The 14860-nt window shown below is 49.0% G+C and carries 10 protein-coding genes and 2 pseudogenes; 10 read left to right on the top strand and 2 right to left on the bottom strand.

Annotated features, from left to right (window positions below; genetic code table 11):
- The first annotated feature begins 20 nt into the window (after positions 1-20).
- The 4 genes and pseudogenes from TY03_RS02295 to TY03_RS23145 all read left to right on the top strand — a co-directional run.
- On the top strand, positions 21-1772 hold the full coding sequence (locus TY03_RS02295; RefSeq protein WP_042366970.1) for a tetratricopeptide repeat protein: 1752 nt from the start codon (positions 21-23) through the stop codon (positions 1770-1772).
- Positions 1769-2338, top strand: coding sequence for a DUF4292 domain-containing protein (locus tag TY03_RS02290; RefSeq protein WP_148335554.1), 570 nt, complete (start codon positions 1769-1771; stop codon positions 2336-2338). Before TY03_RS02295 ends, TY03_RS02290 begins: the two co-directional genes overlap by 4 nt.
- Positions 2335-3138: pseudogene (locus TY03_RS23150) on the top strand (murein hydrolase activator EnvC family protein); the annotation flags it as partial. The gene TY03_RS02290 and the pseudogene TY03_RS23150, both read left to right, overlap by 4 nt.
- A gap of 81 nt (positions 3139-3219) precedes the next feature.
- A pseudogene (locus TY03_RS23145) lies at positions 3220-3687 on the top strand (murein hydrolase activator EnvC family protein); the annotation flags it as partial.
- A 192-nt stretch (positions 3688-3879) separates the two neighbouring features.
- Here the strand turns inward: TY03_RS23145 and TY03_RS02280 are convergent.
- Positions 3880-4941 carry a M20 family metallo-hydrolase gene (locus TY03_RS02280; protein ID WP_042366967.1) on the bottom strand — a complete coding sequence of 354 codons (1062 nt, stop codon included), beginning with the start codon at positions 4939-4941 and terminating at the stop codon, positions 3880-3882.
- Between the two features lie 191 nt (positions 4942-5132).
- Between TY03_RS02280 and TY03_RS02275 the strand changes: the two genes are divergently transcribed.
- Positions 5133-6938, top strand: a complete 1806-nt coding sequence (locus tag TY03_RS02275; RefSeq protein WP_042367292.1) for an AMP-dependent synthetase/ligase — start codon at positions 5133-5135, stop codon at positions 6936-6938.
- Between the two features lie 78 nt (positions 6939-7016).
- On the opposite strand, the gene TY03_RS02270 is transcribed toward TY03_RS02275, so the two are convergent.
- A complete protein-coding gene (locus tag TY03_RS02270) occupies positions 7017-9938 on the bottom strand; it encodes a M16 family metallopeptidase (RefSeq protein WP_042366965.1) in 2922 nt (973 codons plus the stop codon).
- 83 nt (positions 9939-10021) lie between these two features.
- Here TY03_RS02270 and prfB point away from each other — a divergent pair.
- The 5 genes from prfB to TY03_RS02245 all read left to right on the top strand — a co-directional run bounded on the left by prfB (position 10022) and on the right by TY03_RS02245 (position 14786).
- A protein-coding gene (gene prfB / locus TY03_RS02265) for a peptide chain release factor 2 (protein ID WP_148335553.1) occupies positions 10022-11141 on the top strand; the annotation gives its coding sequence in 2 pieces (ribosomal slippage) (positions 10022-10084 and positions 10086-11141; 1119 coding nt in all).
- Positions 11142-11462: 321 nt separating this feature from the next.
- On the top strand, positions 11463-11597 hold the full coding sequence (locus TY03_RS22995) for a hypothetical protein (protein ID WP_042366960.1): 135 nt from the start codon (positions 11463-11465) through the stop codon (positions 11595-11597).
- Positions 11598-11654: 57 nt separating this feature from the next.
- The gene (locus TY03_RS02255) at positions 11655-12968 is read left to right on the top strand and encodes an OprO/OprP family phosphate-selective porin (protein ID WP_042366958.1); all 1314 of its coding nucleotides are present in this window, start codon (positions 11655-11657) and stop codon (positions 12966-12968) included.
- Positions 12969-12972: 4 nt separating this feature from the next.
- Positions 12973-13440, top strand: coding sequence for a CYTH domain-containing protein (locus tag TY03_RS02250; protein WP_042366956.1), 468 nt, complete (start codon positions 12973-12975; stop codon positions 13438-13440).
- A gap of 47 nt (positions 13441-13487) precedes the next feature.
- Entirely contained in the window at positions 13488-14786 is a 1299-nt protein-coding gene (locus TY03_RS02245; RefSeq protein ID WP_042366955.1) for an MgtC/SapB family protein, read from the top strand.
- The last annotated feature ends 74 nt before the right edge of the window (positions 14787-14860 follow it).

Genomic DNA, 14860 nt, shown 5'->3' with positions numbered 1-14860 from the left:
CAAAGATAAACGAATCAAGAATGAAGGCTAACATATCATTTCTCTTATTGTTGACAGTCCTGCTTACCGCATGTGGTTCTTCGGGCAAGCTGAAGAAGACGGCTACGGTCGATCGGGTGCAGGAGCAAATCCTTTCGCTGGAGCAGCAACGGAAGTACGATTACTTTTTCTTAGAAGCTACTCGGCTGAAGGCTAAAAAGGACTATGATGGTGCCTTCGGCCTGCTCGAGCACTGCTTAACCATCAATCCGCAGGCAGCATCGGCACTGTACGAGATTTCACAATTCTACATGTACCTCAAAATGGTACCGCAGGGACAGGCTACCCTCGAACAGGCGGTAGCCAATGCTCCCGATAACTTCTGGTACAGTCAGGCATTGTCTAGCTTGTATCAGCAGCAGAACCAGCAGGACAAAGCGATCAAACTGCTCGAAGAGATGGTGGTGCGCTTTCCGGGTAAGCAAGATCCGCTGTTCAACCTCATCGACCTGTACAACCAGACTGAGAATTATCAGAAAGTAATCGCTACACTCGATCGCCTCGAAGATCGGTTGGGTAAGAGCGAACAACTCTCGATGGAGAAGTTCCGCATCTATCTGCAAATGAAAGATGAGAAGATGGCTTTTCGCGAAATAGAGAGCCTGGTGCAAGAGTATCCGATGGATATGCGCTACCAAGTCGTCTTGGGCGATGTCTATATGCAGAACAAAAAGGAGAAGGAGGCTTACGATATTTATCAGAAGGTGCTGGCTGTCGAACCCGACAATCCTCTCGCACTCTTCTCCCTGGCGGCTTATTACGAGCAAACGGGGCAAAAGGAACTCTACGAGAAGCAAATAGATACGCTCCTGTTGAATAAGAAAGTGCCTTCGGAAACGAAGCTCAATGTGATGCGCCAGTTCATCGTACAAGACGAACAAGAGAATCGCGACAGCACCCGGGTCATTTCACTCTTCGACCGCATCTTGCAGGAAGACTTGGAAGACGACCAGATTCGTATGCTGTACGCTCAATACCTGCAAGCCAAAAACATGGTCGCACCTTCTTTGAAGATACTCGAACAGGTGTTGCAGATCGACCCGACGAACCGTGCCGCCCGCATGACGCTCCTTGGAGCTGCCGTTCGCAAGGAGGATTATAAAGAAGTAATCCGGCTCTGCGAACCCGGTATCGAGGCTACCCCGGATGCAATTGAGTTTTACTTCTACCTTGCCATTGCCTATAATCAGGCCGAACGCTGGGACGATGTGCTCCATGTGTCGCTCAAAGCACTTGATACAGTAACACCCGCAAACAACAAAGAACTTGTGTCCGACTTTTACACTCTTATAGCCGATGTGTACTATAAGAAAGAGAAGATGCTCGAAGCCTATGCTGCTTACGACTCGGCACTGGTTTACAATCCCGCCAACATCGGTGCGCTCAACAACTATGCTTATTACCTCTCGGTAGCCCGTCGCGACCTCGATAAAGCCGAGGAGATGAGTTACAAAACGGTCAAAGCCGAACCTAAGAATGCCACCTATCTCGATACCTACGCGTGGATTCTCTTCGAGAAAGGCAATTATGCCGAAGCGCGTATCTACATCGACAACGCCATAAAGAGCGACGAACCCCAAGGAAGCGTTGTACTGGAGCACTGTGGCGACATCTACTTTAAAACGGGTGATGTGGAGGGAGCCTTGAAGTATTGGAAGCAGGCATTGGAGATGGGAAGCGAATCGAAAACACTCAAACAGAAGATAGAGAAGAAAAAATACATTGCCGAATGAAGAAACTAATCCGAACCATAGGTTGCGTATGCCTGCTTGTGTTGCTGCTTGCCGCTTGTAAAAGCTCTCGCACCGCACTCACAAAGCCCTCACTCAAAGAGACACGCTATCTTTCGTCCAAACTACAAGTAACCATACCCGGTGGCGGCGGAAGCATGACAGCGGGAGGAACGATGAAACTCAAGGAGGGAGAGCGTGTGCAGATATCCGTTCTCATGCCGATTATCCGTAGCGAAATAGCCCGCATAGAGATCACGCCCGATGATGTTTTGCTGATCGACCGCATGAACAAACGCTATGTACGGGCTTCGCGCAGAGAGTTGGAAGAGATTTTGCCGCGCGATGCCAACTATGCCGCCTTGGAGAAACTATTGTTTGCCGCCTCACTGCCCAATGGACGGGCCGATATGAGCGGTAAGGAGTTGGGTATTCCGCTGTTGGAAAATACACGGGTCAAGCTGTACGACTTCTCGACCGAGCCTTTTGTGCTCAACGGCAGTGAAGTTTCCGATAAGTATACCCAAGTGCCCTTGCCCGTATTATTAAAAATGTTATCCGAATTATGAAACGCCTGTTAGTGTGGATCGTCTCCGCTCTCTGTCTCACCGTTCCGCTTTTGGCTCAATCGAACAAACTGATTAAAGAGCTTGAAAGCAAACGCGGCTCGCTGCAACAGCAGATAGCCGAGACGGAGTCGTTGTTGAAAAACACAAAGAAAGATGTGGGTAGTCAACTCAACAGTCTGGCAGCCCTCACCGGGCAAATCGAGGAGCGTAAACGCTACATTGCGACCATGAACAACGATGTGGAATCGATAGACCGCGAACTGAACAACCTCGAACGCCAGCTCGGCAAGCTGCGACGCGACCTGCGCGACAAGAAGAAGAAATACGAGTCGTCCGTGCAGTACCTCTACAAGAATAAATCCATCGAAGAGAAACTCATGTTTATCTTCTCCGCCAAAAGCCTCAGCCAAACCTATCGTCGGTTGCGCTACGTGCGCGAGTATGCCACCTATCAGCGTATTCAAGGCGAAGAGATCTTGAAAAAGCAGGAACAGGTTACCCTCAAAAAGAAAGAACTTCAACAAGTAAAAGCCGCCAAGGTGTCGTTGCTCAAAGAGCGCGAAAACGAAAAGGTTAAGCTGGAGCTTCAGGAGAAGAGTAAGCGCACCATGGTGGCCAACCTGCAAAAAATGCAGAAAGGGCTGCAACAGGAGATCAGCAAAAAACGCCGCGAAGCCAATCAACTCAATGCCCGGATCGATAAGCTGATAGCCGAGGAGATAGAGCGTGCCCGCAAGCGTGCCGAAGAGGAGGCTCGTCAGGCTGCCCGTCGCGAAGCCGAAGCCCGTAAAAAGGCCGAAGGAGGTACTCGTTCGCAGTCCAAGGAGAGCGGTAAGCGTGGCAGTGACGATGCATCGGATGCCGCTTCGACTTCACGCCGCAAGGCCGAACCGCTCGAATCGTACTCCATGAGCAAGGCCGACCGTGAGCTGTCCGGCAACTTTGTCAACAACCGGGGGCGTCTCCCGGTACCTATCTCGGGGGCTTACATCATCACCAGTCACTACGGCGAATATGCTGTCGAAGGGCTTCGCAACGTGAAGCTCGACAACAAAGGAATCGACATTCAAGGCAAGCCCGGTGCGCAGGCGCGCGCCATATTCGATGGCAAGGTGGCAGCGGTGTTCCAGCTCAATGGCTTGTTCAACATCCTGATTCGTCATGGAAACTACATTTCGGTCTATTGCAACCTCTCTTCCGCCTCCGTCAAGTCGGGCGATACGGTGAGTACCAAGCAAACCATCGGGCAGATATTCTCCGATGGAAGCGATAATGGGCGCACCGTGCTCCACTTCCAGTTGCGACGCGAGAAAGAGAAGCTGAATCCCGAACCGTGGCTGAACCGATAGGGGGAGTAACGGTTACTGCACTCGCCTTGCATTGCTACTGCAACCACGTTGCATTATTGCTGCACTTGCGGTGCACTATTACTGCACCTATGTTGCACTGTTGCTGTCGTTCTCATGCGCGATGGAAACCAATAAGGGGAGAAAGCCTACGCTTTCTCCCCTTATTGGTTCTTTCCCGTTGCCGGCGGCGGATTATAACCTCAGTCCGTCGAGCAGTTTTAGGTAGAGTTGCAAGGCCTCTTCGATCTCTCTGATCATGATGTACTCATCGGCCGTATGCGAGCGCGAGGAGCGTCCGGGTCCCATCTTGACCGATGGGAAAGGCATCAATGCCTGATCCGACAGGGTGGGGGAGCCGTACGGTACCCGTCCGGCAGCAATGGCGCGTAGCACAAACGGATGCTTCTCGTCGACTCTCGACGAATTGAGTCGGAACGAACGGGCTTCGGCCTTGCAGGTCAGGTTTTTCTGCACCTCGGCAAATATCTCCTCGTTACTGTACAATTCGTTGCTGCGGATATCGACCACGAAGGTGCATCGGTCGGGCACTACATTGTGCTGCGTGCCTGCATTAACCATCGTTACACTCATCTTGACCGGCCCCAGTAGCGGCGATACGTTCGGGAAGCGGTAATCGCGGAACCAAGCCATGTCGTTGAGCACCTTGTAGATGGCATTGTCGCCCTCTTCGCGGGCGGCATGTCCGGCGCGTCCGGTGGCTGTTACGTCGAGTACCATCAGTCCTTTTTCGGCAATGGCGGGTTGCATCTCCGTGGGTTCGCCCACTATGGCAAAGGCTATGGGGGGCAGTCCGGGCAGTACGCTCTCGATTCCATCCTTGCCCGATACCTCTTCTTCGCACGAAGCGAGGTAAATGAGATTGTATTCCTGCTCCGTTCTGCATAGTTGCAGGAACACCTGTAGGAGTGTTACCAGACTGGCTCCAGCGTCGTTGCTGCCGAGGCCATAGAGCTTTCCGTTCTCTTCGCGGGGAGTGAATGGATCCTTTCTCCAACCATTAACGGGCTTCACCGTGTCGATGTGCGAGTTGAGCAGGATGGTTGGTTTCTTGAGGTCGAACATCGGGCTCAGACACCATACATTGTTGCCTTTGCGCCCCGTTTGCATACCTTCGGCCTCGATATACTGTTGTAGATAGTCGGCCGCCTGTCCCTCTTCGCGGCTGAGCGAGGGGATGCTGATGAGCGACTTTAGTAGGCCGACTGCTTCGGATGAGTGTATTTCGTTTATCATATCTCTGTGGTTGCTTTGAATGTATGCAAAGATACAAATAATAGTTGATTCTTTCAGTTCGTTCGGCAACTAAATGCTAACGTGTACATAGCTAAATGCTTGACTGTGTATGATAAAATAATTCATAAAACAGGCTCGATAATTCCAAATTAAACGATACCTTTGTCGAAGAATAACTAACAATGAAAGATATGACTTATCATCATTTATCTGTCCTGGTACATCGTCAGGCCGAAAAGTATGGCAATAAGATAGCACTGAAATACCGTGATTATCAGACTTCACAATGGATTCCGATCACTTGGAATCAGTTCTCGCAAACCGTTCGCCAGGCAGCCAATGCCTTGGTGGCACTGGGGGTGCAGGAACAGGAGAACATGGGAACGTTCTCGCAAAACAAGCCCGAATGTCTTTTTGTAGACCTGGCAGGGTTTGCCAACCGCGCAGTAACCGTTCCGCTCTACGCTACCAGCTCTTCGGCACAGGCACGCTATATCATTAACGATGCACAAATCCGCTTCCTTTTTGTAGGCGAGCAGTTTCAGTACGATGCTGCTTTCAGCGTATTTGGCTTCTGCGAATCGTTGAAACAACTGATTATTTTTGATCGCTCCGTGGTGAAAGACCCACGCGATACATCGTCGATCTACTTCGATGAACTTTTGGCAATGGGGGCGGACTTGTCGCACAACGACGTAGTCGAGGCTCGCTCGCAGGCTGCCACTGAAGACGATCTGGCCAATATTCTCTACACCTCGGGCACTACCGGCGAGCCCAAGGGAGTGATGTTGCATCACTCTTGCTATATGGAGGCATTCCGCATTCACGACATTCGTCTGACGGATATGACCGATCAGGATGTTTCGATGAACTTCCTGCCGCTGACGCACGTGTTCGAGAAAACATGGGCTTATTACTGCGTGCACAAAGGGGTGCAGAGCTGCATCAACCTTCGTCCCGCCGATATTCAGATGACGATCAAAGAGATTCGCCCCACGCTCATGTGCAGCGTGCCCCGTTTCTGGGAGAAGGTGTATGCCGGCGTACAGGAGAAGATCGCCTCGACCACCGGAGTCAAGAAAGCGTTGATGCTCGATGCCATCAAGGTGGGTAAGATACACAACATCGACTACCTGCGTCAAGGCAAAACGCCTCCGTTGATGAATCAGTTGAAGTATAAGTTTTACGATAAAACCATCTATACGTTGCTGAAGAAGACCATCGGTATAGAGAATGGTAACTTCTTCCCCACGGCAGGTGCTGCTGTGCCCGATCAAATCTGCGAATTTGTACACTCGGTGGGCATTGATATGCTTACGGGCTATGGGTTGACCGAATCGACCGCTACCGTATCATGTACCTCGAAGACGGGATACGACATCGGTTCTGTAGGACAGGTGATGCCCGATATAGAGGTGAAGATTGGCGACGAGAATGAGATTCTGCTTCGCGGAAAAACCATCACCAAGGGTTACTATAAAAAGGCCGAAGCTACGGCGGCGGCTATCGATGCCGACGGATGGTTCCACACGGGCGATGCCGGGTATTTTATGAACGGACAGTTGTATCTGACCGAGCGTATCAAAGACCTCTTCAAAACCTCTAACGGAAAGTACATCGCTCCGCAAGCTCTTGAAACTAAGTTGGTGGTCGATCGCTACATCGACCAGATTGCGATTATTGCCGATCAGCGTAAGTTCGTTTCGGCACTGATTGTTCCCGTTTACGGTTTCGTCAAGGAGTATGCACAGGAGAAAGGGATTGAATACAAAGATATGGAAGAGTTGTTGCGCCACCCCAAGGTGATTGCTCTTTTCCGTGCCCGTATCGATACGCTGCAACAACAGTTTGCTAACTACGAGCAGATTAAACGCTTCACGTTGCTGCCCGAACCGTTCAGCATGGAGAAGGAGGAGTTGACGAATACCTTGAAGATCCGTCGCGCGGTAGTGGCACAAAACTACAAAGCACAAATTGATAAGATGTACGAAGAGTAACACCTTCGCATACCTATATATAAAGAAAGCTGCACCGACAAGAATCGGTGCAGCTTTCTTTATATACAGTCCATTCGGTTAGTAACCGAATATCTCTTCTTGCGTCAACTCTTCAATGGGGCCTACTGCTTTGAGTTTCTCCATATCCAACTCTTTCTTATCGCCTAAGATGCAATAGGTATAGGTACGATCTTTCACCCACTTCTTCTGGAAGGCAATCACGTCGTTGAGCGTCATGCTCTGTGCATCTTTGTACAGTTTGATGCGGCTGTCTACATTCTGCCCGAGATCTTGCGCATTGATGTATGCCCAGATGATATCCGATTTCGTAATGCGGTCGGTGCGTAGGCGGGTGATAAGTCCCTCTTTGGCGAGCTTGAAGGCTACTTCCGATTCGGGCATGTTGTTGATGATATCATTGAATACCGTTATGGCATCGAGCATCTTGTCGTTCTGTGTAGCGATCATGGTGCGCACTACGTAGGGGTATTTCAACTTGCGCGGTCCTTGCAAAGAAGCCCAAGCCGAATAGGCCAAGCCCCTGCTTTCGCGCATCTCCTGAAACACGATCGAGTTCATCGAACCACCGAAGTATTCGTTGTACATCTGTCGCATCGGTTCTATGTTGGCGTCAAACCGGTCGTCTCTGTTCGATACTTGCGACATATAGATCTGTTTGGCCTCGTAGGGAGCTATCAGCACCTTTGTGGTAGGCGTTTTCAGGTAAGGGAAGTTGGTACCTGCGGGTATCTCTTTCAACGTTTTGGGCGTGCGGTGCAACTGGTTGATGGTAGCGACCAACGCTTTCTCGCTGCTTGGTCCGTAATAAAGGATGCGGTGCTTGTAGCCGTTTTGCGCGTGAATGCGATCGATCAGCTGTTGCGGGTCGAGGCTGTTCAGCTCCGCTTCGGTTACCAGATTGGTCGAAGGCGATTTCGCACCGTATAGCGCATAGTTTGTCAGGCGGCCGAAGTTCTGCTGTTGGTTCAGCTTGGCATCTTTGCGTCCTTTCAGTATATTGGCTGCCATGTCGGTATAGGCTTTCGGGTTTACCTGTGCATCCGCCATCAGCTTTTCGAAGAGCTTCATTGCCTCCGGCATGTTTTCGTTCAAGCCCGATAGTACAACATAGGTACGTTCGGCATCGGGAACCACGCGGAACGTACAGGCCAGGCGATAGAACTCGCTTTTAACCTGCTCGGGAGTCATGTCGGACGTGCCCAAATATTCGAGGTAGCCGAAGGCTGTGCCCAGTAGCTTGTCGGTGTTGTTGCCCATATCAAACACGTACATCAGCTGAAAGAGGTCGTTGTTCGTGTTCTGTTTGTACAATACAGGAATACCCGATTGTGTTTTGAGCTGGCTCAGGTCGCGCTCGAAGTCCAGAAACTGCGGTTCGATGGGCGGCACGGTGCTGCTTTGCACCTCTTTGAGGAAGGGGCTGGTCGCGTCGCGGTTCATCACGATGGGCGTTATCTGAGGCTTATCCATCTTCTTTTCGTTCGGATCTTTTCCCTGTCGTTTGTACACAACGGCATAGTTGTCGTCTTTCAGGTATTTATTGGCGAAGGCTACGATGTCGCTTTTCGTCAGCTTGCTCATGCGGTCGATGCCTGTTACCTCGTTGGCCCAATCGGTACCGTTGATGTAAGAGCTTACAAACCAATCGGCACGTCCGCTGTTACTTTCGAGCTGCTGAAGCTGGTAGAGTTTGAAGTTGTTGATGTTGGCTTGTAGCATCTTTTCATCAAAATCGCCTGCGCGCAGTTTCTTTACTTCGTCGAGCAGAAGAGTTTTGACCTCGTCGAGTGTTTGCCCTTGCTTGGGGCGGGCTTGCATCAGCAGGAAGCTATAATCGCTCATGCCACTGGGGTATGCGTAGGCTTGCAGCACCTTCTGTTGCTGATTCAGATCCAGGTCGATAAGCCCCGCCTTGCCGTTGTACAGAATTTGCGATACTACCTGCAAGGTTTCGTAGTCTTTGCTTGCTGCCTCCGGAAATCTCCAGGTGAGCGAGAGACTCTCGGCCTCGGGACCTACCACTTCGCGAACCACCGGTGCGGTTATTTCGCTCTCTTTGCTCACAGGGAGCTTGGGCAGATTGGGGTTGGGCTTCATTGCTCCGAAGTACTTGTCGATGGTAGCAATCATCTGGTCGGGGTCGAAATCGCCCGAAAGACAGATTGCCATATTGTTGGGTACGTACCACGTTTGATGGTAGTTCTTGATGTTTGTAATCGATGGGTTTTTCAGATGCTCCTGTGTTCCCAATACGGTTTGTGTACCATACGGGTGGTGTGGGAAGAGTGCCGACAGCACTGTCTCGTACACCTTGCGCGAGTCTCTGGTCAGCGACATGTTTTTCTCTTCGTACACCGTTTCCAGTTCGGTGTGGAAGCCACGGATTACGTTGTTCTCAAATCGGTCGGCCTGTATCTTCGCCCAGTTATCAATTTGATTCGAAGGGATATCCTCCACATAAACCGTCTGGTCGAAGGAGGTGTAGGCATTGGTACCGTTGGCGCCGATGGCAGCCATCAGCTTGTCATACTCGTTGGGGATGGCGAGCTTCGATGCTTCGTACGAAAGGCTGTCTATCTGGTGGTAGATGGCTTTGCGGGCAGCCTCGTCGGTTGTTTTGCGGTATGTTTCGAACTTTTGTTCGATTTGGTCGAGCAGCAGTTTCTCGGCAGCATAGTTCTGGGTGCCGAACTTCTCGCTTCCTTTAAACATGAGGTGCTCAAAGTAATGTGCCAGTCCGGTTGTTTCGGCTGGGTCGTTCTTTCCCCCTACCTTTACGGCGATATATGTCTGAATACGGGGTGTTTCCTTGTTGACGGTCATGTACACTTTGAGCCCATTGTCGAGCGTGTAGATACGAGCTTTGAGAGGGTCATTGGGAACGGTTTCGTAGCGGTACTCCTTGGCACTGGCACTACTCACTGCTGTGGCTATCAGAAAGAATAGCAACAGATAGGAAAGGCGAAGTTGTTTTTTCATAAGCGAACAATTTGGTTATGGAAGCAAAGGTAGCAGATTTTTGTTTATCTTTGCACTCTAATTCACAATAAAAAAAAGATTATATGATTACTATTGAGCAACTTAAAGACGTGAAAGAGCGCACCGATGCGCTGAGGAGGTACCTTTGACGTCGACGGAAAGAAAATTCAAGTCGAAGAAGAACAACTAAGAACGCAGGCTCCCGGATTCTGGGATGACCAGAAACGAGCCGAAGCTCAAATGAAATTGGTCAAAGGTCTTCAGAAATGGATCGACGGCTACAACGAAGTCAAGACCATGAGCGATGAACTTGAGCTTGCTTTCGATTTCTATAAAGAAGAGCTGGTAACCGAAGCCGAGATCGATGCCGATTATGCCAAGACACTGTCAGCCATCGAGAACCTGGAGTTGCAGAATATGCTTCGCGAAGAGGCCGACCAGATGAGTTGTGTACTCAAGATCAATTCGGGTGCAGGTGGTACCGAGAGTCAGGATTGGGCATCGATGCTGATGCGTATGTATTTACGTTATGCCGAAACCAATGGCTACAAAGCGACCATCTCTAACTATCAGGATGGCGATGAGGCGGGCATCAAAACCTGTACGATACAGATTGAAGGCGACTACTCTTACGGATACCTCAAGGGCGAGAACGGTGTGCATCGGTTGGTGCGTGTTTCTCCCTACAATGCGCAGGGAAAACGTATGACCTCCTTTGCTTCGGTATTTGTTACCCCGCTCGTCGACGATACCATCGAGGTAGAAATTCTGCCGGCTGCCATCTCTTGGGATACCTTCCGTTCGGGTGGTGCAGGTGGACAGAATGTAAACAAGGTAGAGTCGGGTGTTCGTTTGCGCTATCAATACAAAGATCCGTATACCGGCGAGGAAGAGGAAATATTGATTGAGAATACCGAAACGCGCGATCAGCCCAAGAACAAAGAGAATGCCTTGCGCATGCTTCGTTCACTGCTTTACGATAAAGAGTTACAGCACCGATTGGCCGAACAAGCCAAGGTCGAAGCCGGCAAAAAGAAAATCGAGTGGGGATCGCAGATCCGTAGCTACGTTTTCGATGACCGCCGGGTGAAAGACCATCGCACCGGCTTCCAAACAGCCGATGTCAATGGCGTGATGGACGGTAAAATAGACGGTTTCATCAAAGCATACTTGATGGAGTTCTCGAACGAAGAAGTAAGATAAATACAGATATGGCTGCACAGTAATTGTTCCGAAAGGATGGTTGTGCAGCCATTCTTCTTTTCAAAGGGCAGGGATTCCACCCTAAAGGCTCCGACCCTTTGCCCCAAAGCTTCCGACCATCCGGGGCAAAGGTTCCGACCATCACATCCCGGTGTTTCGGCTCCTAAATATAATACAAATGTAACATCACGCTATAAATAAGCATATTCTCACCACTTTTACTTATTACGGGCTTTGTCCTTCATTTTATTCTCATTATTTTTGGCAGGTTTAATTTTTTAGTCTTACTTTGTTAGCGTTGAACTTAAAGCTATATATGGTATGAGTAAGAGTAAGAAAAAAGCAAAGCACAGTAAAAAAGAAGAGGAGCAAGCTAACAGAGTCATGAAGATTGTTTTTATATCGCTCATTGTACTGGCATTAGTGATGCTGGTTGGTTTTTCTTTTTTAGGCTAAAGAAAATAGGGAGTGCTTAAACCTCACTCCCTTTTAATTGTTTTATTAAATAAACGAATGAGAGAACGCTTGGTTACGCTTACTGTATTGGGGTGTTTACTGGCTTGCCCGGCGATGGGCTATGCCGATGAACCACAATCTTCCTTACCCGAGGTGAAAAAAGAATCACTCACCTTTAGTTCAGATGACAATAAGTTTAAAATTACCTTTGGAGGTCGGATACAAGCCGATGGTGCATTATTCTTCGGCGAAGATTATCAGCCCATAGGCGATGGGGTAGGCTTTCGTCGGGTGCGCTTGCATACCGATGTGTCGTTTGGTAAACAACTGTCCGGTAAAATAGAGATGGACTTTACCGACGGAGGCTTTTCGCTCAAGGACTGCTTCATTCGCTATAACCTCAATAACGGAATCTATTTTCGTGCCGGAAACTTCAAAGAGAGCTTCGGTATGGATGCCATGACCTCGTCGGGCGATCTCATGTTTATGGAAAAAGCCAATGTAAGCTCGGCCTTTAATCCAGAGTTTCACATGGGTGTACAAGCTGCGTGGCAGTACAAGCAGTTTTTGGGAGCAGCGGGCGTGCACTTCAGAGCCATTAACGGAAGCAAAGAGAAAGACTATTCCGAAAGCAATAATAAGGATGGGATAGACGAAGGTATTTCATATACCGCCCGCGGGGTATGGATGCCAATGTCGGCCAATAAAGAAAAAGGACTTCACCTGGGGCTGGCCGCCTCTTATCGCACTCCCAAAACCAGTGTAGGCACAAAGATGCCCAATACGGTGCGTTATAGCTCCAATTCGTTGTCGCGTATCAATAAAATTAAGTTCTTAGATACAGGTCCTATTGCTTCGGTCAGCCACGACTGGTTGGTGGGTGCTGAGTTGGGTGCCTTCTACAAAGCCTTTCGTATGCAGGGTGAATATATTCTGAACAACACCAGCCGCATGGAAGGTTTGGGCACCGAACGGTTCAACGGCTTCTACGTACAGGCATCTTATCTTTTATTTGGTGGGCAACAGAAGTACAGTACTTCGCGCGGAGCCTTTACCGAGCCTTCTTTCGGGCGTAGTTGGGGCGATGTGGAACTGGCTGCACGCTTCGATCGGCTCGATCTGAATGGAAATCTCATCAAAGGTGGAACTTCCGACGGATGGACAGTAGGTGCTACCTATTATGTAAACCGCAACCTGAAACTGCAGCTCAACTACTCGTATGTTGCTCACGATAAATATGCCAATGCGTACGGAGCGGCAGCAGTTGGTGTGATGGAAAACGGGCAGATCGCTTACAAACCCGAAGATGTAGCTGGCGAAGGTGGGAACGATTATGGTATTTTAGGCCTTCGTATTCAATTGAATTTCTAAGTATATGGCACAGGAGATTGAACGAAAGTTTCTCGTAACCAAAGAGTTTAAGTCGCAGGCCTATGCGCACAGCCGAATCAAGCAAGGCTATATCAGTAGCGTTCGTGAGCGAACGGTGCGGGTGCGCATTCGCGACGATAAAGGCTACCTTACAATCAAAGGAATCTCCAATGCTGCCGGTACCAGCCGATATGAATGGGAGCGAGAGCTCCCGTTGATCGAGGCCGAGGAGCTGATGAGGCTTTGCGAACCCGGCGTGATCGACAAAACGCGTTATCTGGTACGTAGCGGAGCGCATGTATTTGAGGTAGACGAGTTCTATGGCGACAATGCCGGACTGGTAATGGCCGAGGTGGAACTTGCCCACGAAGGTGAACCGTTTGTAAAACCCGATTTTATAGGCGAGGAGGTGACCGGCGATGCACGCTACTATAATTCGCAATTAATGAAAAAACCATTTATAAGCTGGTGATTTAACAAATAATCTTTATATTTGTTCTTCTACTAAAAGGACACTATATGGAACAGCTTTATGAATACCTGCCTAGCGAACTGGTTACTTTTCTGTTGGTTACGTTATTTTCTCTTCTTATCGGCCTCTCTCAGCGAAAGATCAGTTTGAAGCGTGAAGGTGAAGCGACGCTTTTCGGTACCGACCGTACTTTCACTTTTATCGGAATCTTAGGTTATCTGCTTTATATTCTCGATCCCGAACAGTTGCGTCTCTTTATGGGTGGCGGTGCTATTCTGGGAGTGCTGTTGGGCTTGAACTATTATGTCAAGCAATCGCAGTTTCATGTCTTTGGCGTTACAACGATTATCATTGCACTCATTACCTATTGTATTGCTCCGATTGTGGCAACACAACCCTCTTGGTTCTATGTCATGGTTATCGTTACCGTGTTGCTGCTTACCGAGTTGAAACATACCTTCACTGAAATAGCTCAGCGAATGCAGAATGACGAGATGATTACACTCGCCAAGTTTCTTGCCATCAGTGGTATCATCCTGCCCATGCTGCCCAATCACAATCTCATTCCCGATATTAACCTGACGCCCTATACCATTTGGTTGGCAACGGTTATCGTTTCGGGTATTTCCTACCTGTCTTATCTGCTGAAACGGTATGTGTTTCATGAATCGGGAGTACTTATATCCGGTATTATAGGTGGATTGTATAGCAGCACGGCTACCATCTCAGTACTGGCGCGCAAAAGCAAAAATGCACAGCCTCAGGAGGCTACCGAGTATGTAGCTGCGATGTTGCTTGCTGTGAGCATTATGTTCCTTCGCTTTATGATTCTGATTTTTATTTTCAGCCGGGAGATATTTGCAGACATATACCCCTATTTACTTATTATGGCTCTTATCAGTGCGGCTACCGCCTGGTTTATTCATACCCGGCAAAAGCGTAAAGTATCTTCCGATCCGGTGGTCGAAGAGGACTCGAGCGATAACCCGTTGGAGTTTAAAGTAGCGTTAATTTTTGCCGGACTATTTGTCGTATTTACTATCCTTACGCATTATACATTGTTGTATGCCGGTACAGGCGGTTTAAATCTCTTGTCGTTCATCTCCGGCTTCAGCGATATCACTCCTTTTATTCTTAATCTTCTACAAGACACAGCACATGTAAGCGGATTTGTTATTACCGCATGTACCATGCAGGCCATTGTAAGCAATATTATGGTCAATATGTGTTATGCACTTTTTTTCTCGGGTAGGCGTAGTGCACTCCGCCCTTGGATACTCGGTGGCTTTAGTTGTGTGATCGTGGTGAATATCATTCTATTAGCTGTTTTCTATTTTATTGACTAAATCGATTTGTTTTACATCATTTGTTTAGTATTCTTAACTCCGAATATTTCGTAGGTGTCGCTAAATCACCTATT

This window comes from Bacteroides neonati, assembly GCF_000499785.1.
GTDB lineage: Bacteria > Bacteroidota > Bacteroidia > Bacteroidales > Bacteroidaceae > Bacteroides > Bacteroides neonati.
The sequence above is the reverse complement of the archived record's forward strand: the minus strand, read 5'-3'. Positions and strand labels throughout refer to the sequence as shown.